This window comes from Sphingomonas jejuensis, assembly GCF_011927695.1.
GTDB classification, from domain to species: domain Bacteria; phylum Pseudomonadota; class Alphaproteobacteria; order Sphingomonadales; family Sphingomonadaceae; genus Sphingomonas_K; species Sphingomonas_K jejuensis.
The window spans coordinates 45145-71190 of sequence record NZ_JAATJE010000001.1 but is presented as its reverse complement, the minus strand read 5'-3'; the positions used below and the strand labels follow the sequence as shown (position 1 = coordinate 71190).

The 26046-nt window shown below is 67.7% G+C and carries 29 protein-coding genes; 3 read left to right on the top strand and 26 right to left on the bottom strand.

Features of this window, described 5'->3' with window-relative positions:
* Window positions 1-244: 244 nt before the first annotated feature.
* The 4 genes from GGR88_RS00415 to GGR88_RS00400 all read right to left on the bottom strand — a co-directional run bounded on the left by GGR88_RS00415 (window position 245) and on the right by GGR88_RS00400 (window position 3766).
* Window positions 245-2137: a copper resistance system multicopper oxidase gene (locus GGR88_RS00415; RefSeq protein WP_167951897.1), complete on the bottom strand. Its 1893-nt coding sequence runs from the start codon at window positions 2135-2137 to the stop codon at window positions 245-247.
* 78 nt (window positions 2138-2215) lie between these two features.
* A complete protein-coding gene (locus GGR88_RS00410) occupies window positions 2216-2548 on the bottom strand; it encodes a hypothetical protein (RefSeq protein ID WP_167951895.1) in 333 nt (110 codons plus the stop codon).
* 49 nt (window positions 2549-2597) lie between these two features.
* The gene (locus tag GGR88_RS00405; RefSeq protein ID WP_167951893.1) at window positions 2598-2951 is read right to left on the bottom strand and encodes a hypothetical protein; all 354 of its coding nucleotides are present in this window, start codon (window positions 2949-2951) and stop codon (window positions 2598-2600) included.
* Window positions 2952-2998: 47 nt separating this feature from the next.
* Window positions 2999-3766 carry a glutaredoxin family protein gene (locus GGR88_RS00400; RefSeq protein WP_280742263.1) on the bottom strand — a complete coding sequence of 256 codons (768 nt, stop codon included), beginning with the start codon at window positions 3764-3766 and terminating at the stop codon, window positions 2999-3001.
* Window positions 3767-3837: 71 nt separating this feature from the next.
* On the opposite strand from GGR88_RS00400, the gene GGR88_RS00395 reads away from it, so the two are divergent.
* Both GGR88_RS00395 and GGR88_RS00390 read left to right on the top strand, forming a co-directional pair.
* The gene (locus GGR88_RS00395) at window positions 3838-4269 is read left to right on the top strand and encodes a MerR family transcriptional regulator (RefSeq protein WP_167951889.1); all 432 of its coding nucleotides are present in this window, start codon (window positions 3838-3840) and stop codon (window positions 4267-4269) included.
* A gap of 48 nt (window positions 4270-4317) precedes the next feature.
* Entirely contained in the window at window positions 4318-4938 is a 621-nt protein-coding gene (locus tag GGR88_RS00390; protein WP_425338456.1) for a DUF305 domain-containing protein, read from the top strand.
* A gap of 87 nt (window positions 4939-5025) precedes the next feature.
* Here the strand turns inward: GGR88_RS00390 and GGR88_RS00385 are convergent, their stop codons facing one another.
* From GGR88_RS00385 to GGR88_RS00360, 6 genes are all read right to left on the bottom strand, one after another.
* Window positions 5026-5664: a cation efflux transmembrane domain-containing protein gene (locus GGR88_RS00385; protein ID WP_167951887.1), complete on the bottom strand. Its 639-nt coding sequence runs from the start codon at window positions 5662-5664 to the stop codon at window positions 5026-5028.
* A complete protein-coding gene (locus GGR88_RS00380; RefSeq protein WP_167951885.1) occupies window positions 5661-8870 on the bottom strand; it encodes an efflux RND transporter permease subunit in 3210 nt (1069 codons plus the stop codon). The genes GGR88_RS00385 and GGR88_RS00380 overlap by 4 nt, the downstream gene beginning before the upstream one ends.
* A gap of 3 nt (window positions 8871-8873) precedes the next feature.
* Window positions 8874-9986 carry an efflux RND transporter periplasmic adaptor subunit gene (locus tag GGR88_RS00375; protein WP_342449678.1) on the bottom strand — a complete coding sequence of 371 codons (1113 nt, stop codon included), beginning with the start codon at window positions 9984-9986 and terminating at the stop codon, window positions 8874-8876.
* Between the two features lie 47 nt (window positions 9987-10033).
* Window positions 10034-11209, bottom strand: coding sequence for a TolC family protein (locus GGR88_RS00370; RefSeq protein ID WP_342449677.1), 1176 nt, complete (start codon window positions 11207-11209; stop codon window positions 10034-10036).
* A 113-nt stretch (window positions 11210-11322) separates the two neighbouring features.
* Complete coding sequence (locus GGR88_RS00365; RefSeq protein ID WP_167951881.1) at window positions 11323-11625, bottom strand: hypothetical protein; 303 nt, start codon at window positions 11623-11625, stop codon at window positions 11323-11325.
* Window positions 11626-11678: 53 nt separating this feature from the next.
* Window positions 11679-12332 carry a cation efflux transmembrane domain-containing protein gene (locus GGR88_RS00360; protein ID WP_167954242.1) on the bottom strand — a complete coding sequence of 218 codons (654 nt, stop codon included), beginning with the start codon at window positions 12330-12332 and terminating at the stop codon, window positions 11679-11681.
* Between the two features lie 69 nt (window positions 12333-12401).
* Between GGR88_RS00360 and GGR88_RS00355 the strand changes: the two genes are divergently transcribed.
* On the top strand, window positions 12402-12809 hold the full coding sequence (locus tag GGR88_RS00355; RefSeq protein WP_167951879.1) for a MerR family transcriptional regulator: 408 nt from the start codon (window positions 12402-12404) through the stop codon (window positions 12807-12809).
* Between the two features lie 214 nt (window positions 12810-13023).
* Here the strand turns inward: GGR88_RS00355 and guaA are convergent, their stop codons facing one another.
* The 16 genes from guaA to rpsH form a co-directional block, all read right to left on the bottom strand.
* On the bottom strand, window positions 13024-14583 hold the full coding sequence (guaA, locus tag GGR88_RS00350) for a glutamine-hydrolyzing GMP synthase (protein WP_167951877.1): 1560 nt from the start codon (window positions 14581-14583) through the stop codon (window positions 13024-13026).
* Window positions 14584-14629: 46 nt separating this feature from the next.
* Window positions 14630-15184, bottom strand: a complete 555-nt coding sequence (locus tag GGR88_RS00345; protein ID WP_167951873.1) for a hypothetical protein — start codon at window positions 15182-15184, stop codon at window positions 14630-14632.
* A 100-nt stretch (window positions 15185-15284) separates the two neighbouring features.
* Window positions 15285-17477, bottom strand: a complete 2193-nt coding sequence (locus GGR88_RS00340; RefSeq protein ID WP_167951871.1) for a prolyl oligopeptidase family serine peptidase — start codon at window positions 17475-17477, stop codon at window positions 15285-15287.
* A 92-nt stretch (window positions 17478-17569) separates the two neighbouring features.
* Window positions 17570-18025, bottom strand: a complete 456-nt coding sequence (locus GGR88_RS00335) for a hypothetical protein (RefSeq protein WP_167951869.1) — start codon at window positions 18023-18025, stop codon at window positions 17570-17572.
* Window positions 18026-18157: 132 nt separating this feature from the next.
* A complete protein-coding gene (rplQ, locus tag GGR88_RS00330) occupies window positions 18158-18583 on the bottom strand; it encodes a 50S ribosomal protein L17 (protein ID WP_167951867.1) in 426 nt (141 codons plus the stop codon).
* A 210-nt stretch (window positions 18584-18793) separates the two neighbouring features.
* Window positions 18794-19864, bottom strand: a complete 1071-nt coding sequence (locus GGR88_RS00325) for a DNA-directed RNA polymerase subunit alpha (protein WP_167951865.1) — start codon at window positions 19862-19864, stop codon at window positions 18794-18796.
* A gap of 97 nt (window positions 19865-19961) precedes the next feature.
* A complete protein-coding gene (gene rpsK, locus GGR88_RS00320; protein ID WP_167951863.1) occupies window positions 19962-20351 on the bottom strand; it encodes a 30S ribosomal protein S11 in 390 nt (129 codons plus the stop codon).
* 120 nt (window positions 20352-20471) lie between these two features.
* Window positions 20472-20840 (bottom strand): 30S ribosomal protein S13, encoded by a 369-nt coding sequence (rpsM, locus tag GGR88_RS00315; protein ID WP_167954241.1) that lies wholly within the window; start codon window positions 20838-20840, stop codon window positions 20472-20474.
* A gap of 189 nt (window positions 20841-21029) precedes the next feature.
* Window positions 21030-21686: an adenylate kinase gene (locus tag GGR88_RS00310; RefSeq protein WP_167951853.1), complete on the bottom strand. Its 657-nt coding sequence runs from the start codon at window positions 21684-21686 to the stop codon at window positions 21030-21032.
* A gap of 22 nt (window positions 21687-21708) precedes the next feature.
* The gene (secY, locus tag GGR88_RS00305) at window positions 21709-23076 is read right to left on the bottom strand and encodes a preprotein translocase subunit SecY (RefSeq protein ID WP_167951851.1); all 1368 of its coding nucleotides are present in this window, start codon (window positions 23074-23076) and stop codon (window positions 21709-21711) included.
* 113 nt (window positions 23077-23189) lie between these two features.
* Entirely contained in the window at window positions 23190-23720 is a 531-nt protein-coding gene (gene rplO, locus GGR88_RS00300; protein WP_167951849.1) for a 50S ribosomal protein L15, read from the bottom strand.
* A 97-nt stretch (window positions 23721-23817) separates the two neighbouring features.
* Window positions 23818-23997 carry a 50S ribosomal protein L30 gene (gene rpmD / locus GGR88_RS00295; RefSeq protein ID WP_167951847.1) on the bottom strand — a complete coding sequence of 60 codons (180 nt, stop codon included), beginning with the start codon at window positions 23995-23997 and terminating at the stop codon, window positions 23818-23820.
* 5 nt (window positions 23998-24002) lie between these two features.
* A complete protein-coding gene (rpsE, locus tag GGR88_RS00290; RefSeq protein ID WP_167951845.1) occupies window positions 24003-24755 on the bottom strand; it encodes a 30S ribosomal protein S5 in 753 nt (250 codons plus the stop codon).
* Between the two features lie 2 nt (window positions 24756-24757).
* The gene (gene rplR, locus GGR88_RS00285; RefSeq protein ID WP_167951843.1) at window positions 24758-25114 is read right to left on the bottom strand and encodes a 50S ribosomal protein L18; all 357 of its coding nucleotides are present in this window, start codon (window positions 25112-25114) and stop codon (window positions 24758-24760) included.
* Window positions 25114-25647 (bottom strand): 50S ribosomal protein L6, encoded by a 534-nt coding sequence (gene rplF / locus GGR88_RS00280; protein WP_167951841.1) that lies wholly within the window; start codon window positions 25645-25647, stop codon window positions 25114-25116. Before rplF ends, rplR begins: the two co-directional genes overlap by 1 nt.
* On the bottom strand, window positions 25647-26042 hold the full coding sequence (gene rpsH, locus GGR88_RS00275) for a 30S ribosomal protein S8 (RefSeq protein ID WP_167951839.1): 396 nt from the start codon (window positions 26040-26042) through the stop codon (window positions 25647-25649). Before rpsH ends, rplF begins: the two co-directional genes overlap by 1 nt.
* Between the last annotated feature and the right edge of the window lie 4 nt (window positions 26043-26046).

The following is a 26046-nucleotide window of genomic DNA, read 5'->3' as shown; positions in this document are numbered from 1 at the left end:
TGCTCTGGCGGACACGCGGGATCGACCGGTGCGGACGAAGCGGACTGCGCTGCTGGGGTGGCAGACGGCTTGGGCGTGCAATGGCCCATGGCGGCGTGCTCCGCGGGGCAAGTCGGATCGCCGGTCGATGGAGAGGACGCGGGATCTTGCGCCGTCGCGGGCGGTGTGCCGTGGCCGACGTGCTGGGCGAGTGCCGGGGCGGCGAAGCCGATCGTCGCGGCGGCCGCGAGAGGGAGTGCGCGCCTCATGCCGCGCCTCCCGTGCCGCCCGAACGCGCCGATGGCGGCGGCGTGCCGCTCGCGTTCGGGGCGTCGTCCATCGGTCGGACCTTCACGACGTTCATCATGCCGGCGTGCATGTGGTAGAGCAGGTGGCAGTGAAACGCCCAGTCGCCGGGGGCGTCCGCGGTCAGGTCGAAGCTCGCCTTGCCGCCCGGCATCACGTTCACCGTGTGCTTCACCGGATGCCCGTGCGGCATCCCCGTCACGAGCTCGAAGAAGTGCCCGTGGATGTGGATGGGGTGGTTCATCATCGAGTTGTTGATGAGGTTCACCCGCACCCGCTCGTTCCGCTCAAAGCGGATCGGCTCGGCGCCTTCGTTAAGCTTTCTGCCGTCAAAGCTCCACATGAACCGCTCCATGTTGCCGGTCAGGTGAATGTCGACGCTGCGCGTCGGCTGACGCCGGTCGTGGAACGGTTCCAAGGGCGCTAGGTCGTGGTATGTCAGCACGCGATGCGGTTCGTTCTCGAGCCCCAGCGGCCGGTCCCCGGTCCTATCGACGGGGATGGGCGCGATCATGTCGACGCCAACACCGACATCGATGTTCGGCGGTACGAGCGACTCGTCGCGCATGTCGTGGTTCATGCCGCCCGACCCATGGCCCATCGCCGCATGATCGGCCCCGGCGGGAGGGGCTGCCGCGCCGCGACCCATCGCCGAGTCGCCCAACTGGCCGCCCGAGCTGTGACCCATGGAGCCGTGGTTCATGCCGCCATGATCCATCCCGCCCATGCCCATGTCCTTCATGCCGAGCGTCGGCCGCGGGCGGAGCGGCGGCACCGGCGCGACCATGCCCAGGCGCGGCGCAATCGTCGCGCGGCAGAAGCCGGACCGATCGATCGACTCCGCCATGAGCGTGTACGCCCGGTCTTCGGTGGGCGTGACGATCGCGTCGTAAGTTTCGGCGACCGAGATCTGGAACTCGTCGGTCTCGACCGGCCGGACATGCGTGCCGTCGGCCTGAACGATCGACATCGGCAGGCCCGGGATGCGCACGTTGAAGATCGTCATCGCCGAGGCGTTGATGACGCGCAGGCGCACGCGCTCACCGGGGCGGAACAGGCCCGTCCAGTTCTCCTGCGGCCCATGCCCGTTGATGAGGTAGGTGTAGGTCGTGCCCGTCACGTCGGCGATGTCGGTCGGGTCCATGCGCATACGCCCCCACATCCGCCGCTCGGACGCCGACATCCGCTCCTCCGGATCGCTGCCCTGCAGCAGGCCGGCGAGCGTCTGCTTCTGGCGATTGAAGTAGCCGCCCTCGTTCTTCACCTTCGCCATGACCTGATGCGGGTGCATGAACGTCCAGTCGCTGAGCACGACCACGTGCTCGCGGTCGTACGCCGCGGGCTCAGCGCCCGCCGGGTCGATCACCAGCGGCCCGTAGTGCCCGGCCTGCTCCTGCAGGCCGGAATGCGAGTGGTACCAGTAGGTCCCGAACTGCTTGATCGGGAACTCGTAGGTGAAGGTCGTCCTCGGCAGGATGCCCGGGAAGCTGATCCCCGGCACGCCATCCATGTGGAACGGCAGGATGAGGCCGTGCCAGTGGATTGAGGTGTCCTCGTCGAGCGTGTTCTCCACATGGATACGGACGTTTTGACCCTCGCGCAGGCGGATCAGCGGGGCCGGCAGCACGCCGTTCACCGTGATCGCGTGGCCCGTGCGACCGCCGACGGTGAAGGCGCTGTGGCCGACGCGGAGGCGGATGTCCTCACCCGTCAGCGTCGGCCGATCGGTGCGCAGCCCCGGCGAGCCGGTCTGGGCCCAGGCCGGGAAGAGGTTGGTGAGCCCCAGGCCGAGCCCGCCGAGCGCGGCTCCGCGCAGCATGGCCCGCCTGTTGAGGGCGATCGTCTCGTGCATGTCGTGTCCTCTCGACCGCTAAACGGCCGTGTCGGCGCCGGAGCCGACGTATGAACGCGTTCCGGCGCCTTTATGCGCTCAGTTCGACGGCGCGGGGCGATCGGATTGGGCCTGGCCGCTCGCGGCGTGCCCCTCGCAACACGGACGCTGACCGGCCTGAGCCCCTTCGCAGCAATCCATGCGGCCGTTGCCGTCGGCGTCGCCGCAGCAGTTCGCATGCTTGCTGTGGTCGACGCCGGAGCCGCCGTGGCCCTGGTGCTGCGTGTGCTCGGCATGTGCGGCCGGTTGCGTGCCGGGCTGAGCGGCATGGTGCTGAGCATGACCCTGGTGAGCCTGGGCGTCAGGGGCGGTCTGAGCCGCTGCGGGCGCGGCGAATGCGAGCGCCACCGCGCTCATGAGCAAGAACTTCATCTGATCTCTCCTGGAATGACGGTTTGCGCGAGCAGAGCTCGCTCGGGCGTCAGGAGAGTCGCGGAGGGGGTGGTTCAGCTGTTGGATTGCGACCGGGCGTCGGCACGACCGACGTGACGCGCTGTGGGACACTGAGGATGATCTGCGTCTCGGTCACCAATGGCGTCGGAGTGAGCACGCCGGCGCAAGCCATCCGGCAGTCGAAACCCACATCGCCATTCGACTGGTCATCCTGATCGCCGCCGCCCATGTCAGCGCAGTGGCCCGCATCCGCCTTGGGCGCATGATGCTCGGCGGTGGGCGCGCCGATCGGCGCAGCGTTCGCCATGCCGCCCATGCTGCAGATCGGCGCGAAGACGAGCGCGATCAGCAGGACGAACTGCAGGAGGCTGCGAACCGGCATCACGTATCGATGTAGCGACCGGGCCGACATGGAACAACCCATTGCCATCAAGGCAACATCTGGTGCGACGCGGTCGGACCGAGGAGCATCCAGACCGCCATCCCGACCATCATGAGGTTCTCGGTCAAGGACACGAAGCCCAAGGGCACGTTGCTCGACCCGCCGACGCACGCGCACTTGAGCTCGCGTCTGTCCACGTAGACGGCCTTGAACACAGAAACGGCGCCCACCGACCCGATGAACAGCGCGACCGGAGCGGAAAGCCAGGTCAGCACGCCTGCGACCATGAGCACGCCAGCGAGGCCTTCGGCGAACGGATAGACGTAGGAGTACGGAACCCAGCGCTTGGCCAGCAGGTCATAGTTCAGGAACATGCTCGAGAACTTCTCGACGTCCTGCAGCTTCAGGAGCGCGAGCACGCACATGCTGAAGCCGATGAACCATTCGGCCGCGCGAACGGTGAAGGGCGAGCCGAGCACGGCCTGGCTCGCAGCGAGCGCCATGAGCGCCGTCATGGCGAAGAGCGCGATGACCGGCCGATAGCTCGTCGCCCCCGGCTCGGCGACGCGCTTGCCGAAGTAGCGCCGCAGGTCGTCAAAGCCGCCGATCCGCTGGCCGCCGATGAACACCTGCGGCGTCGTCTTCACGTCGTGCTCGGCCTTGAACGCGTCCGTCTCGGCCCGCGTGCGCAGCCAGTGGTCCTCGACCTTGAACCCTTGGCGCTTCAGCAGGTCGAGCGCCTTCAGCCCGTACGGGCAGGTATGGCTCGGCATCACCATTCGATGCAGTTCGGCGGTCTTTACGGGGGCGCTCATAAGCGTGGCCTTCTTGTCGTGCTTCGTACCCCGATGCATATAGGGTCCGTACCATGATACGGAGTCAAGCCATGTCCGTATTGACCATCGCGAAGCTCGCCCAAGCCGGCGGCGTCGGCGTCGAGACCGTGCGCTACTATCAACGCCGCGGGCTGATGAACGAGCCGGACCGCCCGATGGGCGCCGGGCTGGCCGGAGGCGTACGCCGCTACGGCGACGACGACGTCCGTCGCCTTCGCTTCATCAAGACGGCGCAGACCGCCGGGTTCACCCTTGAGGAGATCGGCGACCTGCTCGCCCTCGACGCGACCGACGATCGACCGCGAGCGCACGCGATCGCCCGCGAGCGGATCGTCGCTCTGGATGCAAAGATCGCGGAACTGCAAACCGCCCGCGCCGCCCTCGTCCGGCTCGCAGATCGCTGCGCCTCTTCAGGTTCGGGTCCATGTCCCATACTGACCGCCTTCGAGTCGCCACCGGATGCGGCAAGTCCGGAACGCTGACCTCGTTCGACGCTTATACGCGTAGGCCAACGACAAGGCGTCGTCAGAATGCGGCACGACAGTCACGCGGGAAGCGAAAGCAGCGACAAGAAAGGCGAGATGTCCGGCGGCATGGGCTACGGCCGCTTCGCCGCGATGATCGCGACGTCGACCGTGGTGATGTTCGGCCTCATGTACCTGAACACCTATGCGCTGAGCCACGTCGAATACAGCCAGACCCGCACCTGGATGGCTGTGGTCATGGGAGCGACGATGGCGCTGATCATGATCGGGTTCATGTGGGGCATGTACAAGAACCGACGCGCAAACGTCGGCATCGTCGTCGGCTCGATAGTGGTGTTCGCCGGGGCGCTGTGGCTTGTGCGTTCGCAGGAGACGGTCGCGGACGTCTCGTACATGAAGGCGATGATCCCCCACCACTCGATCGCGATCATGACCAGCGAGCGGGCGCACATTCGCGACCCTGAGGTCCGGCTGCTCGCGGACCGCATCATCGACGCGCAGATCCGCGAGATCGAGGAGATGAAGCGGCACATCGCGCGCCTCGAGGCCGATCCGACACCCGAAGGCGCGCCCGACCTCCCGTCATACCGCGACCGCGGCGTGCCGCCTCCGCCGCCGGAGACGAGCGCAGAAGCAGGGATAAATACACGCGCACCCGTTCGCTGAGCGGCGCCGCGCCGAAAGATTGCCGGGGCTACTGGCTTCGGCGTTGATCTTCTGTCGCAACGCAGCGAAATGCGAATGGACGTGGACCTATCCCCGGCTTGAGCCATCTCCATCCTGTGCGGAGCTTTGCTCTTCCTCGTCGATTTCCCGCCTGACATCGCGGAGAATGCTCACGCCGCCTTTAATGGCGATCGCCGCAACCGCGACACCGACGACCAGATCGGGCCAGGCCTGTCCAAGCCACAGGACGAGCCCGCCGGCAACGACGATCCCACCGTTGGACACGAAGTCATTGAAGCTGAAGGTTTGCGCCGCTCGCATGTTCACGTCGGCTTGCTTGACCCGGTTGAGGAGCCAGACGCAGAGGGCGTTCACGGCCGCGCCGACCAGGGCCATTCCGATCATGGCCGCGCCGAGCGGCTCGCTGCCCAGGAAGTAGCGGCGGCCGGCGTCGAACAGCACGCCCGCGGCGAACAGCAGCAGAAGCACGCCCGAAACCCGCGCCGCGCCGTGCTTCCACGCCTCGCTCCGCGTCAAGGCCAGCAGGCTGATCACGTAGACGAGGCTGTCCGAGGCGTTGTCGAGAGCATTGGCGATGAGCGCGCTCGAGTCCGCGATCGAACCGGTGGCGGCGAAGCCAACCGTCAGGGCGATGTTCAAGCCGAGGACGATCCAGAGCGTGCGCCTTTGCTGCGGCGTATCGGCCGCAGGCTGTTCCTCGCTCATGCGGTGACCTTCCGTGGTTCGGCCGCCGTCGAGTGTTCTTCGCCGACGACGGCATTCCGCCTTGCGAGCAGGAGAGCGGCGAAGGTGGGCAAGACGAACAGGGTCAGCAGCGTCGCCGTGGTCAGCCCGCCGATGACCACGGTCGCGAGCGGCTTCTGCACCTCCGCGCCCGCACCGGTCGCGGCCGCCATCGGCACGAAGCCGAGCACCGCCACCAAAGCGGTCGTCAGCACCGCTCGAAGTCGGCTGACCGCGCCGCCGACCGCGGACTCGACCGGCGCGGCGCCCTCGGCGGCGCGCTGCTTGATGCTCTGCATCAGCACCAAGCCGTTCAAAGTCGCGACGCCCGAAACGGCGATGAAGCCCACCGCCGCCGAGATCGAGAAGGGCGTGCCTCGCAGCAGGAGCGCGAGGGCGCCACCGACCAGAGCGAGCGGAACGCCGGCGAACACCAGCGCGGCCTCCGTCGCCGAGCCGAGGGCCAGGAACAGGAGGATCCCGATCAGCAGGAAGACGAGCGGCACGATCAGCGCGAGCCGGGCGCTGGCGCGCTCCAGGTTCTCGAACTGGCCTCCCCAGTCGAACCAGCCACCGGTCGGCGGCCGCACCTCGCGCTGGACCTCGGCCCGCGCCTCGGCGACGAAGCCGCCCAGATCGCGCCCGCGCACGTTCGCCTGGACCACGATCCGGCGCTTGCCATTCTCGCGACTGATCTGGCTGGGGCCCTCGGCCGTGTCGAAGCGCGCGACGGCCGATAGGGGCACGGTCGGAGCGCCAGGCTCGGCGCCCTCCGGCATGACCGGGAGCTGCGCCATGACCGCCGGATCGTCGCGCAACTCGTCGGCGAGCCGGACCACGACGTCGAACCGGCGGTCGCCTTCGAGCACGTGACCAGCCTCGCGACCGCCGAGCGCGATCGCGAGGGCGTCGGCGGCATCGCTGGCATGGACGCCTTGTGCGGCGGCCGCCGTCCGATCGACACTGGCCGTGATCGTCGGCTGCCCGGAGACCTGCTCGACCCGCACGTCGGCCGCGCCGTCGATCCCCCGGAGCACGTCAGCGACCTGCTCCGCCGTGCGGCTCATGCCGGCGAAGTCGTCACCGTAGACCATCACCGCGACGTCCGACCGGACACCGGCGATGAGCTCGTTGAAGCGCATCTGTATGGGCTGCGTGAACTCGTAGTTGTTGCCGAGGAGGCGGCCGAGATCGCGCTCCATCCGCTCGACCAGCTCCGCCTTTGGCAGGTTGGGGTCGGGCCACTCGCTTCGGGGTTTCAGCATCACGAAGGTATCGGAGATCGACGGCGGCATCGGATCCGAGGCCACCTCCGCGGTCCCCGTGCGCGTGAACACCCGTTCGACCTCGGGTATGGCCATGAGCGTCCGCTCGACACGGAACTGCATGGCCTGGCTCTGCTGGAGGGAAGTCGACGGAACCCGCAACGCCTGGACCAGGACGTCGCCTTCGTCGAGCGTCGGCACGAACTCGCGGCCGAGACTGAGGAACGCGAGGAGGCCGATCGCGAGCGCGCCGCCGGCCCCGATCGCGACCGTCCGTGGCTTCGTGACGGCGCGGCGCAGGAGCGGCTCGTAGCGCCGGGCCGCCGCCGCGGCGAGCTTCGTCTCGCCATGTGCCTTCGGCTCGCGCACGAGCAGCGCGGCCATGGCGGGAACGAAGGTGAAGGACAGGACGAAGGCGCCCGCGAGCGCGAGCATGACGGTCGCCGCCATCGGGCCGAACATCTTGCCCTCGACGCCCTCGAAGGCGAGCAGCGGCGCGTAGACGAGGAGGATGATCGCCTGCCCGAACGCGGCCGGCCGCGCCATCTCCTTGGCGGCGTCCGCGGCGACCCCGAGCCGCTCGGATGGCGCGAGCGCTCGGCCGAGCGCGTCGCGCCTGAGCGCGAGCCGGCGCAGCGTGTTTTCGATCACCACCACCGCGCCGTCGACGATGAGGCCGAAGTCGAGCGCTCCCAGGCTGAGCAGGTTGGCGCTGATCCCGAACCGGTTCATCGCCGAGGCGGCGAACAGGAACGAGAGCGGAATGACCAACGCGGTGATGATCGCCGCGCGCACGTTGCCGAGCGCGAAGAACAACACGGCGATGACCAGCAGGGCGCCGAGCGCCAGATTGTGCTCGACGGTCCGGATCGTCGCCTCGACGAGCTCCGTGCGGTCGAGCGCCGGACGCACCACAACGTTTGGCGGGAGGCTGGGACCGAGCTCGCGCAACCGCTCGCCGACGCGCTGGGCGACCTCCCGGCTGTTCTCGCCCTGCAGCATCAGCGCGGTGCCGACCACCGCCTCGCCCCCGTCCGCGCTCGCCGAGCCGAGGCGCGGGGCGCGGCCCGTCTCCACGGTCGCGACGTCGGAGACCCGCACCACTTGACCGCCCCGCATCACCACGGGCGTCTGCGCCAGCTCGGCCAGGGTGCGGACCCGCGCGTCCGCTCGGACGACGTAGGCCTCGCCCGCGCGGCTGACATAGCCCGCGCCGGCGATGCGATTGGCGTGTTCCAGGGCCTCCACCAGCTGGGTAAGACCGACGCCATAGGCGGCGAGCCGCGCAGGATCGGGGTGGACCGCGTACTCCTTGATGAAACCGCCCTGCACGTCGACGCCGCCAACTCCGGACAAGGTGCGAAGCTGGGGCGCGATGATCCAGTCCTGGACGGTGCGCAGGTAGGTCGCCTTGTCGAGTTCGGTCACCAGCCGCTCGCCTTCGGGCGTGACGTAGGGAACGCCGGGCCGAGCCGCGGCGCCGCTGAACTCGACCGTCCAGATGTAAACTTCTCCGAGACCGGTCACGACCGGGCCCAGGGACGGCGTGAGGCCGTCCGGCAGCTCGTCGCGGGCGGACTGCAGCCGTTCGTTCACGAGGTTGCGCGCGAAGTAGATGTCGGTCGCGTCGGTGAACACGGCCGTAATCTGAGAGAAGCCGTGTCGAGACAGCGAACGGGTCTCGACCAGCCCCGGCAGGCCGGCGAGCGCCGTCTCGAGCGGGAACGTCACTTGGCGCTCGACCTCCTCCGGCCCGAGCGCCGGCGAGAGCGTGGTGACCTGCACCTGACGGTTGGTGATGTCCGGCACGGCGTCGATCGGCAGCTTGGTGAGCTCGCGCAGGCCGAAACCCGCGAGTACCAGCGCAATCAGCACCACGAGCCAGCGGCCCCTGACGGACAAGTCGATGAGACGGTTCAGCATCGGTCAGTGCCCGTGCTCGGCCTCGCCCTTGGCGAGCTCGGCCTTGAGGAGAAACGCACCCTGACCGGCGACCCGTTCGGTCCCGCTCAGGCCTCGGACGATCTCGGTCCGACCCGCGGCGACGAGGCCGGTGACAACGGGTCGCGCCCGAAAGCCGTTCGGCTCGGCGACAAACACGGAAGGCACACCGTCGATGGTCTGCACCGCCTCGCTCGGCACGGTCAGCAAACCTCCGCCGCCTCCCGAAATGCGCGCCGACACGATCGTGCCTGGAGGTGGAACGCGGCCCGTGGGTCGAGCCCGCACCGTGGCGCCGCCGCCAGCGGCCCCCGGCGCGCTGGCCGTAATCACAGCGTTGATGACCTCGCCGTCCGGCTGGCGGGCCTGGACCGGTGCTCCAACGACGATGAGGCCGAGGCTGGCGGGCGGTGCGTCGAAGATCAGCTCGACCCGCGCCGTGTTGGCGATTTCGGCGACATCGCCAGCCTGGGCGACCACCGATCCTGGAGAGACGGCCACGCGCGTCACCACGCCGCCGATCGGGCTACGGATCACGGCGATTCCGTTGGAGCCGGGAGACCCGAGCGCCGCCGTCTGAGCCTGGGCGGCGCGAACGTCCGCCTGAGCCCGGAGCGAGGCCGCTCGCGCCGCCTCCCAATCCTGCCGGGCGACGACCCCGGCATCGAGCAGCCGGCGCTCGCGCGCTTCGACTGTCCGAGCCGCTTCGGCCGATGCGCGGGCGGAGTCGAGCGAGGCCCGCGTGACCGCGCCCTCGGCGCTTCGGACCGTCGCCAGGGCCGCGCCGGGGCCGACCCGCGTGCCGGCGGCGACGTGCACCTGGCTGACCGTGCCGCCAAGCGGCGCACCGACGACGCTCTGAGCGCCCGGCGCGAACGCGACCCGGCCGGGAAGCACGAGTTCCGAACCCCCGCCGCGCTCCAGGGAGGCCAGCTGCACGCCCGCGGCCGCGGCCGCGGTTGGAGTGAGCTGAACGAAACCCGGCGCCGCACTCTCCTCCGCGTGCTCTTCGCCTTCCGCATGTTCCTCCGCTTCCGCGCGGACAGGCGATTGCTCGGTCAGCCGAGCGGCGCTGAAACCGACGCCGAGTGCGGCCACGATCGCTGCACCGGCGAGAAGAGACTTCCTGTTGATGGCCATGATGGTCAGGACCCGAATGGAATGCGGCCCGACAGGCGGGCGGCTTCGGCCTCGGCGCGGACGCGAGCGAGGCGAATGTCGATGGTGGACCCTCGCGCCTCGACAAGGGCGCGGCGGGCGGCGGTGAGTTCGAGCAGCGGCAGGCGTCCGGCCTCGTAGCCGATCCTGGCGAGGCGGTAGGCCTCGGCCGCCGCCTGCTCGCCGGACAAAGTCGCCTGCAAACGCGCATCGGCCGCGTCACGCTCGACCCCGGCGGCCCGGCGTTCCGCTTCCGCGTCGGCTTGGGCGCGCAGCACTCGCGCCTCGGCCGCGCGGAGCTCGGCGCGGGCGGCCTCGGTGGCTCCCCGGTTTCGATCGAACAGCGGAAGGGAGACCGAAACGCCGGCGACCAGTGCGGTCGCATCCCTCTCGCCGAAACGCCGAACGCCCCCAGATAGCGTCACATCCGGGATCGCGCGGCGCGCCTCCGACCGGACACGAGCGTCTGCCGCGGCACGCTCCGCCCGCGCGGTCGACACAGCCGGCGCGTCCGTCGTCGCCGTGACTGCGAGCAACGGACGCGAAAGCAGCGATCCGGCAAGGCTGTCGAACGCTACGGGCGAGCCTGCAGCCGCCGTGAGCCGCGCGAACGCGGCCGCTTCTTCGGCCTGGGCCTGCACGAGTCCTGCACGCGCACGCTCCAGCTCGGCATTCGCCTGAACACGTCTCAACTCCGCCTCTCGGCCGTTCTCGACCAGCAGACGCGCAGTTCGCGCATCGACTTCGGCGAGCTCGACGGCTTCGATCGCGAGCGCTCGTCTCGCCACGGCAGCCTCCGCGGTCGCGTAGGCCTCCGCCAGATCGGCCGCGTATTGGACCAGCACCTGTTCCTGCCGGGCACGCGCGGCGCTGACGTCGGCGCGCGCGGCCGCGACGCGGGCTTCGCGCTTGCCGCCGAGCTCGAGCGTCTGCCCGACAACGAGCGTCGTCTCGTGCGCGTCGAGCCCGGTGTACGGCGAAGTCCCCGCAAAGTTTTCGACCTCCAGAGACAGCGAAGGGTTCGGGCGAACGCCCGCCTGACGCGCTCGTGCCTCGGCCGCGGCCACGGTCGCTTCCTGCTCCGCCGCACGCGGAGAGGACCGCGACTGCTCGAGCAGAGCGAAGAAATCAGGGGCCGGATCAGCCATCGCCGCGGTCGCCACCAGCGACACGGCGGCGACGCCGCTCGAAGTGCGCGCGAAGGCGCGGATGACAGACACGGAGCATCTCCTAGAAACTTACGACGTAGAGAATCCGCGCACGCGCGCGGCGTCGCTCAGCTTCGAGGAGGGCGTTCCGGGCCTGAGGTGGGCAGCCCAAGCGCGGAGTTCACATTCGTCCAGGCGAACGGCAAATCGCGATCGAAGACGACATCCGAGGCGGGGTCTTCGTCCCGCAAACCCGTGTGGGGATGATGACAGTGGCCGTGCAGGCATGCGCCGTGCGGTTCCTGATTGCGCTCGGAAGGCTGCTCGGCAGGCGCAGTCGCCGCATCACAATCTTGGCAGGCCGTTGCCGCGATCGGTTCGGGTCCGCAGGCGAACGCATCGACCGCCGGCGCGGCGACGAGCAGCAGCATCAGCAGCGCAAGAAGCGCTCGCCTGAAGCTGTACCGCCGCGGACCTGAAAACATCAGCGACCGCCTACCACGATGCGAGCATGGTTGTCGCCCGCACCCGTGCGAAGTTCGCTTCGGGCTTGAGAGATGATCTGGAAGCCGCCCCACAGCGACAGCCCCGCCATGACGATCGCCACGCCAAGGTCCGGCCAGGCGGAACCCGTCCCGAAGACGCCCAACGCGGCAGCGACCACGCCGAAGTTGCCGACCGCGTCGTTGCGCGAGCAGATCCAGACGGATCGCATGTTCGCGTCGCCAGTCCGGAAACGATAGAGCATGATCGCGACGCCCACATTGGCGAGCAGAGCGAGAACGCCCACCACGCCCATCGTGTGCGGCTGCGGCGCGCTTCCGTCCAGGGCCGCCCCCACGGCGGAGGCGATGATCCACACGCCGAACAGCGCCAGTGTCGCGCCCTTGAGCAGGGCCGCGCGAGCGCGCCATGCCAAAACGGCGCCGGCGACGACCAGGCTGATCGCATAGTTCGCCGCGTCGCCCAGGAAGTCGAGCGCGTCCGCGCGAAGTGAAAGCGAGTCGGCCATCAGGCCCGCGCCCATCTCGGCCGCGAACATGGCGGCGTTCACGGCAAGCGCGATCCAGAGCGCGCGACGCCAGCGGGGGTCGTCCAAAGCAGTCTTGGATGGGGCGCCACAACAGGCAGCCGACATGACCGTCACCTCGTAGATCTCGACGTGACATCCCATATGCACCCTGTAGCAACTACAGGGTCAAGAGGCATGTCGAAATTGACGATCGGGCGCCTTGCAATGGCGACGGGCACCAAGGTCGAGACGGTCCGCTACTACGAGCGGATCGGCCTGCTCGGAGCGCCCGCACGGTCAGAAGGCAACTACCGGGTCTACAGCGAAACCGAGCTCGGTCGCCTCAGCTTCATTCGTCGCGCCCGCGACCTCGGCTTCACGCTGGAGCAGATTCGCGAACTGCTGGGGATGTCGGATGACCGCTCGCGCTCCTGCGGCGCCGTCGACAATTTGGCTCGCGAGCATCTCGCCGCGGTCGACCGCAAGATCGCCGACCTGCGAGCGCTACGACGGGAGCTCGGCAACCTCGTCGAACAATGCAGCCACGGCACCATTGCCGACTGCCGGATCATCGAAGCGCTGGGTCCGATGACGCGAGACTGACCGCTTCGCAGCTAACGACCCCGCCTATCTGCTCGCTTTCCCGCGCCGACGCACTACCACGTACAGAGATCGGTTGACCAGCGCAGAGGGTTAGCGGAAGTTCTCGTGAACTGAGTGATGAGAAGGAGACAGTCAGCAGGAGCTGCTCGAGAGAAGGCAGATAGTAGAAGGCCCATAGCGCGAAATACTACGCTATTGCCGCCGTTTGTATCCCTTACTCCCACTCGATCGTGCCGGGCGGCTTTGATGTGTAGTCGTAGACCACCCGGTTGACGCCCTGCACTTCGTTCACGATCCGCGTTGCGACTCGGGACAGGAAGCTTGCGTCGAAAGGATAGATGTCAGCGGTCATGCCGTCCGTCGATGTCACGGCCCGCAGCGCCAGCACTGAGTCATAGGTGCGCGCATCTCCCATCACGCCAACGGTGCGGACGGGAAGAAGAACCGCGAAGGCTTGCCAGATCGCGTCATACAGCCCGGCCGAGCGGATCTCGTCCAAATAGATCGCGTCGGCCTTGCGAAGGATGTCGCAGCGTTCCTTCGTCACTTCGCCCGGGATACGGATTGCCAGACCCGGTCCGGGGAACGGATGCCGCCCGACAAAGACGTCCGGCAGACCGAGCTCGCGGCCCAATTCGCGCACCTCGTCCTTGAACAGCTCGCGAAGCGGCTCGACCAGCTTCATGTTCATGCGCTCGGGCAGGCCGCCGACATTGTGGTGGCTCTTGATCGTGACAGACGGCCCGCCGGTAAAGCTCACGCTCTCGATGACATCGGGATAGAGCGTCCCTTGCGCCAGGTGATCGGCGCCGCCGATCTTCTTCGCCTCGGCTTCGAACACGTCGATGAACGTCCTGCCGATGAACTTGCGCTTGGCTTCCGGGTCGGTGACGCCGGCCAACCCGTTCAGGAACAGCGTCTCGGCCCGGACATGGACGAGCGGAATGTTGTAGTGCCCGCGGAACAGGCCGACGACTTGGTCGGCCTCGCCGGCGCGCAACAGTCCGTGATCCACGAACACGCAGGTAAGCTGGTCACCGATCGCCTCGTGCAGCAGCACCGCCGCCACGGCCGAGTCGACGCCGCCGGACAGCCCGCAGATCACGCGCGCGTCGCCAACCTGCTCGCGGATCTCGCGCGTCTTGGCCTCGCGGAACTCCGCCATCGACCAGTCGCCGGCCAGCCCGCAGACATGACGCGCGAAGTTGGCGATCAGCTTGCCGCCGTCGGGGGTATGAACCACCTCCGGGTGGAACTGAACACCGAAGAAGCGCCGCTCGTCGTTCGCGATCGCGGCAAAGGGCGCGCCCGGCGAGGAGGCGACAGGCCGGAATCCGGGCGGCAGCGCCTCAACCTTGTCGCCGTGGCTCATCCATACCTGATGGCGCTCGCCGGCTTCCCACAGGCCGTCGAACAGCGCGCATCTGTCATCGATCTCGATGAAGGCCCGCCCGAACTCGCCATGGTCGCCATTCTCGACACGCCCGCCGAGATGCTTTGCCATCAATTGCTGGCCATAACAGATGCCGAGGATCGGCAGGCCCGCGTCCCAGATTGCGTCCGGCGCGGCCGGCGAGTCGGCCGTGGTCACCGACGCAGGCCCACCGGACAGGATGATGCCTTTGGGCTGCAATCGCTCCAGCGCTTCTGCCGCGCGATTGAAGGGGGCAACTTCTGAATAAACGCCGGCGTCACGAACGCGCCGTGCGATCAGCTGGGTCACCTGACTGCCGAAGTCGACGATCAGGACGGTGTCTGGGTGGGTATCGCTCATGCCCGGCGGCCTTAGCAGATGCTGGCCGCCGGGGAAGACAGGCTCCTCAGCGGCGCGCGAGTCGATCGCCGAAATCCACATCGGCGACGCGGCCGTCCTCGATGCGGCAACGGAACGCCCACTCGGCGGGCCGGCGGTCGCGGAAATCCTCGCGGGCCAGCACCACGCCGGCGACATCATAGCCGCCGTCGAACGCATCGACCCGGTCAACATGGCCGACCGACACGATCCGGGCGCGTTGCGCGGCATCCTCCTGGGCGGAGACCGCACAAAGGTCCACCGCCTCGTCCTCGGTCCAGGCCTCGCTGGTGGCCGACCAAGTCGAGTTCTCGACGCCGCGAACGGCGCGGCCGATCGCGCCGGTCATCCGGTTGATGCCCTGTCCCACAGCGTCGCCGAAACGCGGATCTTCCGGATCGATGCCGCGATCCTGAGCCAATCCCACCGGCGCGGTGATCCCGCGCACGGCATCGACCGCCGCCGTGGTTGCCGCGGCGGCGTCACGCGTCGCTGTGGTGGCGTCGATCACCGTCGGCGCGGTTGCCGCGGCAAGCGCAGCGGTTGCAACAACAACGGAAGACGCAAGGATCGTGTTGAACATGCCATCCATCCTCAAAAAACCCCGATTTCCGAGGCAGATCAGCAGCAGACGTTAAGGATCCGCCGGTGACCCGAGGCTGAACCGACCTGTCAGCCAGCGGTCAGTCTGCCGGCGACGCCGCCGTTGCTGCGCCAGCCACGGGCCGCACGTCCATGCCGGTCCACCGGGCCGCAAAGGCCCAGAGATCGGCGGCTTCCTCGATGATCTTGTCGGTCGGCTTGCCTGCGCCGTGACCGGCCCGCGTCTCGATGCGGATCAGGTGCGGACGATCGCCGATGTCGGCATGCTGCAGCGCCGCCGTGTACTTGAAGCTGTGGCCGGGAACCACGCGGTCGTCGGTGTCGGCGGTGGTGACGAGGATCGCCGGATACTGCACGCCCGACCGGATGTTGTGATAGGGCGAATAGCTCCGCAGGACCCGGAAGTCGGCTTCCCGGTCGGGATAGCCATAATCATCCACCCAATAGCGTCCGGCCGTGAAGCGGTTGAAGCGCAGCATGTCCATCACACCGACGGCGGGCAGCGCGGCCGCGAACAGGTCCGGCCGCTGGTTGACGACCGCGCCCACCAGCAATCCGCCGTTCGATCCGCCCTGGATGGCGAGCTGCTGCGGCGACGTGATGCCTTCCCGCACCAGATACTCGCCCGCCGCGATGAAGTCGTCGAAGACGTTCTGCTTGTTGGCGAGGCGGCCGGCGTCGTGCCACGCCTTGCCATATTCACCACCACCGCGAAGGTTGGCGACGGCCAGGACTCCGCCCTGCTCCAGCCACGCGAGACGCGTTGCCGAGAAGCCGGGAAGCATCGAAATATTGAAGCCGCCATAGCCGTAGAGGAGCGTCGGCGCGCCGCGCGACAGGTCGACCCCGCGGCGATGCACCACGAACATCGGCACCCGGGTGCCGTCCTTCGATTGGTAGAAGCGCTGCGATACCTCATAGTCGTCGGGGTTGAAGGCGACCTGCGGCTGCGCCCAGGGGGTCGCCTGACCGGTCCGGACGTCATAGCGATAGATGGTCGTCGGCGTGGCGAAGCTGGTGAAGGAGAAGAAGGTCTCCGGATCATCATTCTCGCCGCCGAACCCGCCGGCGGAACCGATCCCCGGCAGCTCCACGCGGCCGACCAGCTGACCCTGCGAGGAATAGCGGCGCACCTCGGTCTTGGCGTCCACCAGATAGGTGGTGATGATCTGCCCGCCGACCATCGATGCCCCGTCCAGCACCGCTTCGTCCTGTGCGACGATCTCGACCGGCTGCGGGTTGGCCTCGGCCACGTCGAGCGTGACGATGCGCAGCCGCGGCGCATCCTTGTTGGTCACGAAGGTAAAGCGGCTGCCCTCGTTCCCGACATAGGACCAGTTGTTCTGGAGGCCGGGGATCAGCGTGCGCGGACGCGCGCCGGGCTGCGTGAGGTCGACGAGCGTAATCTCGTACCGGTCATCGGTGCCTTCCGACGAGGTGATGACCAGCCAGCGGCCATCGTCCGACACCTGCCCGCCATGGCCCAGCCGCGGTCGATCGGGCGTCGCGTAGACCTGCACGTCCTGGTCCTGCGTGGTGCCGACCCGGTGGAAGTAGATCGCCTGGTTCTCGTTCAGCGACTGGAACTCCTGTCCGGCCGCCGGCTGCGGAAAACGCGAATAATAAAAGCCGCTGCCATCCTTGGCCCAGCTGAGGCCCGTAAACTTGGCCCACTTGATCTCGTCGGCAAGCGGGCGGGCCGTGGCCACATCCAGGACCTTGATGGTCCGCCAGTCGCTGCCGCCATCCTGGATGGCATAGGCGACATGGGTGCCGTCCTCGCTCGGCTGCGCGTCGGCAAGAGCGGTCGCACCGTCCTGCGACCAGCCGTTCGGATCGATCAGGATCCGGCCCTCACCGTCCAGCGTATCGCGGACGTAGAGCACCGACTGGTTCTGCAAGCCGTCGTTGCGACTGTAGAAATATTTGCCGCCCTTCTTCTCGGGCGTTCCGAACCGCTCATAGTCGTAAAGCTGGGTAATCCGCTGACGGAACAGGTCGCGCCCGGGCAACGTCGCCAGATAGGCGTCGGTAACCTCGTTTTCGGCCGTCACCCACTGACGAACAGCCGGAGCGTTGCGCACATCGTCTTCCAGCCAGCGATAGGGATCGGCGATCCGCTCGCCGAACTGCTCCTCCACGACGTCGCCGCGCGCGGCCTGGGGATAGGTGAGCGGCTGCGCGGCAGGCGCGCTCGCCTGCTGCTGGGCGGTGGCTGCAATCGGCGTCATCGACGTGGCGAACAGGCTGGCGAGGAGAATGGCACGGCGCATCGAGAACTCCGCTGGGAGGGTGATGTGCCGTTGTATCACCTAAGCCGGACTGGGGAAGACCCGCGGCGCACCGAACGCCGACCACATCTTCCTCAGCGGTCTGCCACCTCGCGCGCGGCATAGGCGGTGACTACGGTCTGCAGCACGTGCACCGCCCATCGCTCGGTCGCCTGCTTCGGTCCTGCCTCTACCTCACCCTCGGTGATGCCAAGCAGGGGCGCAATGCCGGCGATGTTCACTGCGTAGAGCCCAGTTCCGAACGCAGCTGCGAGGGCCCAATCAGGGATCTCTTCCGGCACATGCTCGCGAAGTTCAGCATAGGCAGCGCCGAACAGGGCTGACGCGCCGAGATGGTTGGCGAATTCAAGCAGACTGGTTCCGGTCTCGCCGATCACGGCACGCGTTCCGAACTTATCGTCCATCCAGTCTACCGAGTCGCGGTCGAGCGTCTTGTCGAGCACCCCCGTCTTCCGGCCGCCGACCATGACTGCCGTCGTCACAAGCCCGGCGACCACGCCGCCGATCGCACCTGCCAGCCTCTTGTCCATGATCGTCTCCTTTGACGGCCAAGCGAGTGGCGCGCGGACAGGTTCCAGGATGCCGGCTGGGGGCCGCTCAAACGGAAAAGGCCGGCTCCTTCCGGAACCGGCCTTCCCTGATCCTGAGACGATGCTGCGCGCTCAGGCAGCCTGGTCGTAATCGTCCTCGTCCGTCTGCACGGGACCGGAGTCCTGCCCCTTGGCGGACACGTCCCTGTCGACGAACTCGATGATCGCCATCGGGGCCGCGTCCGACTGGCGGATGCCGGCCTTGATGACGCGGGTGTAGCCGCCGTCACGGCCGGAATAGCGCTCGGCCAGGACGTCGAACAGCTTGGTCAGCTGCGCATCGTCGAGCAGGCGGGCATGCGCCAGGCGACGATTGGACAGGCCCCCGCGCTTGGCGAGCGTCACCAGCTTCTCGACGTACGGGCGCAGTTCCTTCGCCTTGGCGACGGTGGTGGTGATCTGCTCATGCTTGATGAGCGCGGCCGACATGTTGCGGAACAGGGCGGCGCGGTGCGACGCGGTGCGCTGAAGCTTACGGCCGCCGACACGATGGCGCATGATGGTCTTCCTTCACGTTCGATCGGGGGCCGGACAAGGTACCCCGGAGCAGGCGGCAGTTCACGGGCGCCGCCGGTTCCCGTTGTTGCCTCCCCTGCGTTGCAGAAGAGGTGAGAAGGTCGGGCGGCAAGCCACCCGCAGGGCGGCCGCCTCGCGGCCGCCGCTGGCTGCGCCAACGACCGGCGGAGCATCGCTCCGCCGGTCCGTGGCTCAGCCCATGATGTCCTGTTCGAGCTTCTTGGCCATTTCCTCGATGTTCTCCGGCGGCCAGCCCGGGATCTCCATGCCCAGCCGCAGGCCCATCGACGAGAGGACCTCCTTGATCTCGTTCAGCGACTTGCGGCCGAAGTTCGGCGTGCGGAGCATCTCCGCCTCCGTCTTCTGCACGAGATCGCCGATGTAGATGATGTTGTCGTTCTTCAGGCAGTTGGCGCTGCGCACCGAAAGCTCGAGCTCGTCGACCTTCTTGAGGAGGTAACGGTTGAGCTGGTTGGCGTCCGTCTGCGTCTCCGGCACGCTCGGCAGCGACACGCCGCCACCGCTCGACGGCTGCTGCGCCGGCATGCCCTCGTCGAAGTGCACGAACAGCTGCAGCTGATCCTGGAGGATGCGCGCCGCATAGGCGACCGCGTCGTCCGGGCTCACCGTGCCGTCGGTCTCGATCGTCAGCGTCAGCTTGTCGTAGTCGAGCTCCTGGCCAACGCGCGTATTCTCGACCTTGTAGGCGACCTGCCGGACCGGCGAATACAGCGCGTCCACCGGGATCAGGCCGATCGGCGCATCGGCCGGGCGGTTCGCGCTGGCGGCGACATAGCCCTTCCCGATGTCGGCGGTCAGCTCCATGTTGAGCGTGGCGCCGTCATCCAGATGGCACAGCACCAGGTCGGGGTTCATCACCTCGATGTCTCCCGACGTGGCGATGTCGCCCGCGGTCACCTCGGCCGGACCGGTCGCCGACAGCTGCAGCCGCTTCGGCCCCTCGCCCTGCATGCGCAGCGCGATCTGCTTCACGTTCAGCACCATGTCGGTCACGTCCTCGCGGACACCCGCCAGCGAGGAGAACTCGTGCAGCACGTTCTCGATCTTGATCGCGGTCACGGCCGCGCCCTGCAGCGACGACAGGAGCACGCGGCGAAGGGCATTGCCCAGCGTCAGGCCGAACCCGCGCTCCAGCGGCTCCGCCACAAAGGTTGCCCGCCGGCGGCCATCGCCACCCGCGGACTTCTTCTCAAGCCCGGTGGGCTTCTTCAGTTCCTGCCAGTTCTTAGCATTGACAGCCACGGTCTTCCCCTAGGCTCAGCGAAGCGGCCCGGTGCCCCTCGCCCTGTCGAAGATGGTGCCGGCCGCCGGATCTACCGGCAGCCGGAACGGCAACGCGTCAGACGCGGCGCCGCTTGGACGGACGGACCCCATTGTGCGGGATCGACGTCACGTCGCGGATGGACGTGATCTGGAAACCAACGGCCTGCAGCGCGCGCAGCGCCGACTCGCGCCCGGAGCCGGGGCCCTTGACCTCGACCTCCAGCGTGCGGACACCGTGGTCGGCCGCCTTCTTGCCGGCGTCCTCGGCTGCAACCTGCGCCGCATAGGGCGTCGACTTGCGGCTGCCCTTGAACCCCATCATGCCGGCCGACGACCAGCTGATCGCGTTGCCCTGGGCATCGGTGATGGTGATGAGCGTGTTGTTGAAGCTGGCGTTCACGTGGGCGACGCCGGCGGTGATGTTCTTGCGCTCGCGCCGACGGAGGCGCTGCGGGGCCTGTGCCATGATGCTTGTCCTGACCTAGATCTTTATGCTGCGGGACCGAGAGGGCGGTACGGGGCTTCCGACCCGCCTCCGGCGAAGTAGGCTCGCGCGAACAATCCCCCGGATCGTTCGCGGCGTGGCTTACTTCTTCTTGCCCGCGATCGGCTTCGCCTTGCCCTTGCGGGTGCGCGCGTTGGTGTGCGTGCGCTGGCCGCGGACCGGAAGGCCCTTGCGGTGGCGCAGGCCGCGGTAGCAGGCGAGGTCCATCAGCCGCTTGATGTTCATCGCGGTTTGACGACGCAGGTCGCCTTCCACCGTATGATCGGCGTCGATGGTCTCGCGGATCTGCAGGACCTCCTGGTCCGACAGATCCTGGACGCGCCGCTCATGCGTGATGTTCAGCTTGTCCGCGATTTCGACCGCCTTGGTGCGACCGATGCCGTGAATGTAGGTCAGCGCGATCACCACGCGCTTGTTGGTGGGGATGTTGACCCCCGCGATACGTGCCATCTGCTCTTTTTCTCCTGCTCCACAGGCCCGCCTGGCGAGCGGCCCCATCTCGACGCGTCTGCCGAACCGCAAACAGCCGGTCGAGCGAAGTGGATTCGCGACCGGTAAGCGAAAGCGTTCGGAAGAGCGCCGCCTTACGGTTGCGACTCGTCGCTGTCAAGCGACGGCCGGCCGCAACCCCTGCAACCCTCAGGCGGGTGGCTGATCCAGGATGTCGGCGACTGCCGCGCTGACGCTGTCCATGTCCGCCATCCCGTCGACGCGCGAGACAATGCCGCGCGCCTCGTAGAGCGGCAGGATCGGCGCCGTCTTGTCGCGGTATTCGGCCATGCGCGTGCGCACGGTTGCCTCGTTGTCATCGGGGCGACGCCGAAAGTCGCTGCTTCCGCACACGTCGCACACGCCCTCGTTCATCGGAAGCTTGTAGCGGTCGTGGTAACCCTCGCCGCACTTGGCGCAGCTGAACCGGCCGGTGATCCGGTCGACCAGCGCATCCTCGTCGACCTCCAGTTCGATCACATGGTCGAGCGTGCGTCCGCGCGCCTTCAGCAGGTCATCCAGCGACAGCGCCTGCGCCTCGGTGCGCGGATAGCCGTCAAAGATCACGCCTACGGCCGGCGCCAGCTCGTCCAGCCTGTCGCCGATCAGCGCCGACACGATCTCATCCGACACCAGCGCGCCGGCATCCATCACGGCCTTGGCGCGGAGCCCGACCGGGGTTCCCGCCTTCACCGCCGCCCGCAGCATGTCCCCCGTCGAGAGCTGCACCATGCCGCGCCCGTCAACCAGGCGCGCCGCCTGCGTGCCCTTGCCCGCTCCGGGCGGTCCCAACAGGATGATGTTCACGTGGCCGAGCCCCTTCCCGTCCTCAGCGAGGACGACCGCCCTTCAACCGGGCCTTCTTGATGAGATCGCCATATTGATGCGCGATCAGGTGGCTCTGGATCTGCGACACCGTGTCCATCGTCACGTTGACGATGATGAGGAGGCTGGTGCCGCCGAACAGCAGCGTCAGTCCGGCCGACGAGAGCAGGAATTCGGGCAGCAGACAGATGATGGCGAGGTAGATGGACCCGATCACCGTGATTCGGGTGAGCACATAGTCCAGATAGTCCATGGTGTTCTTGCCCGGCCGAATACCGGGAATAAAGCCCCCGTTCCGCTTCAGGTTCTCCGCCGTCTCCTCGGGGTTGAACACCACAGCCGTGTAGAAGAAGGAAAAGAAGATGATGCCGGCGGCATAGAGCGTCATGTAAACGGGCGTGCCGTGCGCCAAATACTGGTTGAGGCTGATCACGAAATCGCCCCAGGCGCTCTGTCCCTCCACCGCCTGCCCCGCGAACTGCGTGATGGTCAGCGGCATCAGCAGCAGCGACGACGCGAAGATCGGCGGGATCACGCCGGCGGTGTTGATCTTCAGCGGCAGGTGGCTGCGGTCCGCCTGCATCATGCCGCGCTGCGTCTGGCGCTTCGGATACTGGATCAGCACCCGGCGCTGCGCGCGCTCCATAAAGCAGATGAACAGGATCGTTCCGACGATCGCGGCGATAATGACCAGCAGGAAGCCGATGGAGATACTGCCGGTACGCGTCGAGGAAAACAGGTTGGAGATCGTCGTCGGCAGCTGCGCGACGATGCCGGCCATGATGATGAGCGACACGCCATTGCCCACCCCGCGGCTGGTGATCTGCTCGCCCAGCCACATCAGGAACATGGTCCCGCCGACCAGGCTGATGACGGCAGTCAGACGGAACAGCAGGCCGGGCTCGACCACGGCGGCCACGCCCTGCAACGCACCGAAGCTCTCAAGACCGACGGCGATGAACCAGCCCTGCACCGCCGTCAGCAGCACCGTGCCGTAACGCGTGTACTGGTTCAGCTTCTTGCGGCCGCTCTCGCCTTCCTTCTTCAGCGCGCCCAGGCTCGGCAGCAGCGCTGCGGCCATCTGCACCACGATCGACGCGGTGATGTAGGGCATCACGCCAAGCGCGATCAGCGACATGCGCTCCAGCGCACCGCCGGAGAAGGTGTTGAAGAAATCGACCACGCCGCCGCGCGTCTGGTTCGCCAACAGGCCCAGCGCGGTCGGATCGACGCCGGGCAGCGGCACGAACGACAACAGGCGATAGACGATCAGAACCCCGACGGTGAACCACAGTCGGTTCTTCAGTTCCGTCGCCTGCCCGAACTTGGAGAGGTTGAGGTTTGTCGCCAGCTGGTCGGCTCTCGATGCCATGATCTTGTGCAAGTCCTGGATGTGCCGGTCGGGCCGGCGAACGCAGGAGGCGGCCGCCCCCGCCGCTCATATAGAACGCCCGCGGACTTTGTCTAAGTCCGCGGGCTGAAGGTTCAGGCGCGGGCCGCCTTGGCCGCGTCGCGCTTGCTGTTCTTCTTCGCCGCCGCCTTCTCCGAGGCCGGCACGACGGTCGGGACCTCGATCGATCCACCGGCCTGCTCGACTGCCTCGCGTGCACCCTTGGAAACGCCCGCCACCACGAAGCTCAGCTTCGCCGACAGGCTGCCCTTGCCGAGCAGACGGACACCGTCGGCGCCGCCGCGGGCGAGGCCAGCCGCCTTCAGCGCGGCGTGATCGATGGTCGCGTTGCCATCGAGCGTTCCGGCATCGACAGCCTTCTGGATCGCGCCCAAGTTCACCTCGGCATAGTCCTTGGCGAACGGGTTGTTGAAGCCGCGCTTCGGCAACCGCATGTGGAGCGGCATCTGACCGCCCTCGAAGCCCTTGATGGACACGCCCTCGCGGCTCTTCTGGCCCTTCTGACCGCGACCCGCAGTCTTGCCGAGGCCGGAACCGATGCCGCGGCCCACGCGCACGCGGGACTGACGGCTGCCGGGATTGTCGCGGAGATCGTTCAACTTCATTGTCTGCACTCGCTTTCGCTATGTTCGCGCCTGGAAAATAAGGAAGGGGGCCAACTAGCCCCCTTCCCCCTGTTTGTCACCGGTCGACGAGAGGCGTTCAGCCCTCGATGACCTCAACCATGTGCGGAAGCTTGCGGATCATGCCGCGTACTTCCGGCGTGTCCTCAAGCTCGGACACGCGGTGCATCTTGTTGAGACCAAGGCCGATCAGCGTCGCGCGCTGATCCTTGGTGCGGCGGATCGGGGATCCGATCTGCTTGATCTTAATCGTCGCCATGTCGGTTACTCCACGATCGCCGCGGCGTCGGCCTCGGCGGTCTGCGACCCACCGCGGCCGAGCAGATCGGCGATCTTCTTGCCACGACGCTGCGCGACCGACTTGGGCGAGGTCTGCTCGCCCAGAGCCTCGAAGGTCGCACGGATCATGTTGTACGGGTTCGACGTGCCCACCGATTTGGTCACCACGTCTGCGACGCCCAGCGACTCGAAGATGGCACGCATCGGACCACCGGCGATGATGCCCGTGCCCTGCGGGGCCGAACGCACCGTCACGCGACCGGCACCGAAGTGGCCGTTGCCGTCATGGTGCAGGGTCCGGCCGTCGCGCAGCGGAACGCGGATCATCGCCTTCTTCGCAGCGGCGGTTGCCTTCGAGATCGCCTCGGGAACCTCACGGGCCTTGCCATGGCCGAAGCCCGCACGACCCTTGCCGTCCCCAACCACGACCAGCGCGGCGAAGCCGAAGCGCTTGCCGCCCTTCACCGTCTTCGACACGCGGTTGATGTGGACGAGCTTCTCGATCAGCTCCTCGCCACCGTCATCGGCACCGCCGCGGCGGTCGTCGCGACGACCCCGATTGCCGTCGCGACCGCCACGCCCGCGATTGTCGCCGCCAGGACCACGGCCACGGCCACCACGCGGGCCACGCCCGCCCGGGCCACCGGGACCCCGTCCCTCGAAGCCAGCGGCCTCGGCCGGCTGGCCGCCATCAGCGGGCGCGCCCGGCTGCGACTGGATTTCGTTGGTATCGGCCATGATCAGAACTCCAGACCGCCCTCACGGGCGGCTTCGGCCAGCGCCTTGACGCGGCCATGGAAAAGAAAGCCGCCGCGGTCGAACACCACCTGGGTGACGCCGGCAGCCTTGGCCCGCTCGGCCACGCGCTTGCCGACCTCCGTCGCCGCCTGCGCGGTGGCGCCGGTGGTGTCGCGTGCGTCCTTCTCCAGCGTGGAGGCGGAGGCGACGGTGCGGCCCTGCGCGTCGTCGATCACCTGGGCATAGATGTGACGGCCCGACCGGTGGATCGACAGCCGCGGACGCTGACCGCCCCGCGCACGCAGCGCAGTGCGGACGCGCTGGCGCCGCTTGGCGAAAAGGGAGAGCATCTTGGCCATTACTTCTTCTTCCCTTCCTTGCGGAAGATGAACTCGCCGCGATACTTGATGCCCTTGCCCTTGTAGGGCTCCGGCTTCCTCCAGCGGCGGATCTCCGCGGCCACCTGGCCGACCTTCTGCTTGTCGATGCCGCTGATCTGGACCGTGGTCTGATCGGGCGTCTTGATCTCGATGCCTTCCGGCACCGGGAAATCGACGTCGTGGCTGTAGCCGAGCTGCAGCTTCAGGTTCTTGCCCTGAGCGTTGGCGCGGTAGCCGACTCCAGTGATCTCCAGCGTCTTGGTGAACCCTTCGGTGACACCCGTGACGAGGTTCTGCACCAGCGTGCGCTGCATGCCCCAGAAGGCGCGGGCCTGCTTGCTGTCGTTGGCGGGCTGCACCGAGATGCCGCCATCCTCGACCGCATAGGCGATCTCGTCGCGCATCGCGAGCGTCAGCGTGCCCTTCGGGCCCTTCACTGCCAGCTCGCGGCCGTTAATGTTGGCCGACACGCCGCCGGGCAGCGGAACCGGCTTCTTACCGATGCGGCTCATCAGAAGACCTCCGCGAGAACCTCGCCGCCCACGTTCTGCTCGCGCGCTTCCGCGTCGGACAGAACGCCACGGGGCGTCGAGACGATGGTGATGCCCAGGCCGTTGCGCACGCGCGGCAACTCCTTGGACCCGGAATAAACGCGGCGGCCGGGCTTGGACACTCGGGCCACGTGGCGGATTGCCGGCTGGCCCTCGAAATACTTCAGCTCGATGCGCAGGCCGGGGTGGCCGGACACGGCCTCCTCCGAATAACCGCGGATGTAGCCCTCGCGCTGCAGAACGTCGAGGACGCGGGCGCGCAGCTTGGACGCGGGCGACAGGACACTGTCCTTCTTCGCCTGCTGGCCGTTGCGGATGCGCGTGAGCATGTCGCTCAGGGGATCGGTCACTGCCATCTGT

What these genes read in the sequence shown, in the direction of transcription:
- GGR88_RS00380 (WP_167951885.1), bottom strand. Translation starts at nt 8,870, where the DNA reads ATGCTGAACCGTCTCATCGACTTGTCCGTCAGGGGCCGCTGGCTCGTG.
- GGR88_RS00345 (WP_167951873.1), bottom strand. Translation starts at nt 15,184, where the DNA reads ATGTTCAACACGATCCTTGCGTCTTCCGTTGTTGTTGCAACCGCTGCG.
- GGR88_RS00410 (WP_167951895.1), bottom strand. Translation starts at nt 2,548, where the DNA reads ATGAAGTTCTTGCTCATGAGCGCGGTGGCGCTCGCATTCGCCGCGCCC.
- rpsK (WP_167951863.1), bottom strand. Translation starts at nt 20,351, where the DNA reads ATGGCACAGGCCCCGCAGCGCCTCCGTCGGCGCGAGCGCAAGAACATC.
- GGR88_RS00415 (WP_167951897.1), bottom strand. Translation starts at nt 2,137, where the DNA reads ATGCACGAGACGATCGCCCTCAACAGGCGGGCCATGCTGCGCGGAGCC.
- GGR88_RS00390 (WP_425338456.1), top strand. Translation starts at nt 4,318, where the DNA reads ATGCGGCACGACAGTCACGCGGGAAGCGAAAGCAGCGACAAGAAAGGC.
- secY (WP_167951851.1), bottom strand. Translation starts at nt 23,076, where the DNA reads ATGGCATCGAGAGCCGACCAGCTGGCGACAAACCTCAACCTCTCCAAG.
- rplO (WP_167951849.1), bottom strand. Translation starts at nt 23,720, where the DNA reads ATGAAGTTGAACGATCTCCGCGACAATCCCGGCAGCCGTCAGTCCCGC.
- rpsE (WP_167951845.1), bottom strand. Translation starts at nt 24,755, where the DNA reads ATGGCCGATACCAACGAAATCCAGTCGCAGCCGGGCGCGCCCGCTGAT.
- GGR88_RS00385 (WP_167951887.1), bottom strand. Translation starts at nt 5,664, where the DNA reads ATGAGCGAGGAACAGCCTGCGGCCGATACGCCGCAGCAAAGGCGCACG.
- GGR88_RS00405 (WP_167951893.1), bottom strand. Translation starts at nt 2,951, where the DNA reads ATGCCGGTTCGCAGCCTCCTGCAGTTCGTCCTGCTGATCGCGCTCGTC.
- rplQ (WP_167951867.1), bottom strand. Translation starts at nt 18,583, where the DNA reads ATGCGCCATCGTGTCGGCGGCCGTAAGCTTCAGCGCACCGCGTCGCAC.
- GGR88_RS00340 (WP_167951871.1), bottom strand. Translation starts at nt 17,477, where the DNA reads ATGCGCCGTGCCATTCTCCTCGCCAGCCTGTTCGCCACGTCGATGACG.
- GGR88_RS00360 (WP_167954242.1), bottom strand. Translation starts at nt 12,332, where the DNA reads ATGTCGGCTGCCTGTTGTGGCGCCCCATCCAAGACTGCTTTGGACGAC.
- GGR88_RS00395 (WP_167951889.1), top strand. Translation starts at nt 3,838, where the DNA reads ATGTCCGTATTGACCATCGCGAAGCTCGCCCAAGCCGGCGGCGTCGGC.
- rplR (WP_167951843.1), bottom strand. Translation starts at nt 25,114, where the DNA reads ATGGCCAAGATGCTCTCCCTTTTCGCCAAGCGGCGCCAGCGCGTCCGC.
- GGR88_RS00335 (WP_167951869.1), bottom strand. Translation starts at nt 18,025, where the DNA reads ATGGACAAGAGGCTGGCAGGTGCGATCGGCGGCGTGGTCGCCGGGCTT.
- GGR88_RS00355 (WP_167951879.1), top strand. Translation starts at nt 12,402, where the DNA reads ATGTCGAAATTGACGATCGGGCGCCTTGCAATGGCGACGGGCACCAAG.
- rplF (WP_167951841.1), bottom strand. Translation starts at nt 25,647, where the DNA reads ATGAGCCGCATCGGTAAGAAGCCGGTTCCGCTGCCCGGCGGCGTGTCG.
- GGR88_RS00400 (WP_280742263.1), bottom strand. Translation starts at nt 3,766, where the DNA reads ATGAGCGCCCCCGTAAAGACCGCCGAACTGCATCGAATGGTGATGCCG.
- rpsH (WP_167951839.1), bottom strand. Translation starts at nt 26,042, where the DNA reads ATGGCAGTGACCGATCCCCTGAGCGACATGCTCACGCGCATCCGCAAC.
- GGR88_RS00365 (WP_167951881.1), bottom strand. Translation starts at nt 11,625, where the DNA reads ATGCTGCTGCTCGTCGCCGCGCCGGCGGTCGATGCGTTCGCCTGCGGA.
- rpsM (WP_167954241.1), bottom strand. Translation starts at nt 20,840, where the DNA reads ATGGCACGTATCGCGGGGGTCAACATCCCCACCAACAAGCGCGTGGTG.
- guaA (WP_167951877.1), bottom strand. Translation starts at nt 14,583, where the DNA reads ATGAGCGATACCCACCCAGACACCGTCCTGATCGTCGACTTCGGCAGT.
- rpmD (WP_167951847.1), bottom strand. Translation starts at nt 23,997, where the DNA reads ATGGCGACGATTAAGATCAAGCAGATCGGATCCCCGATCCGCCGCACC.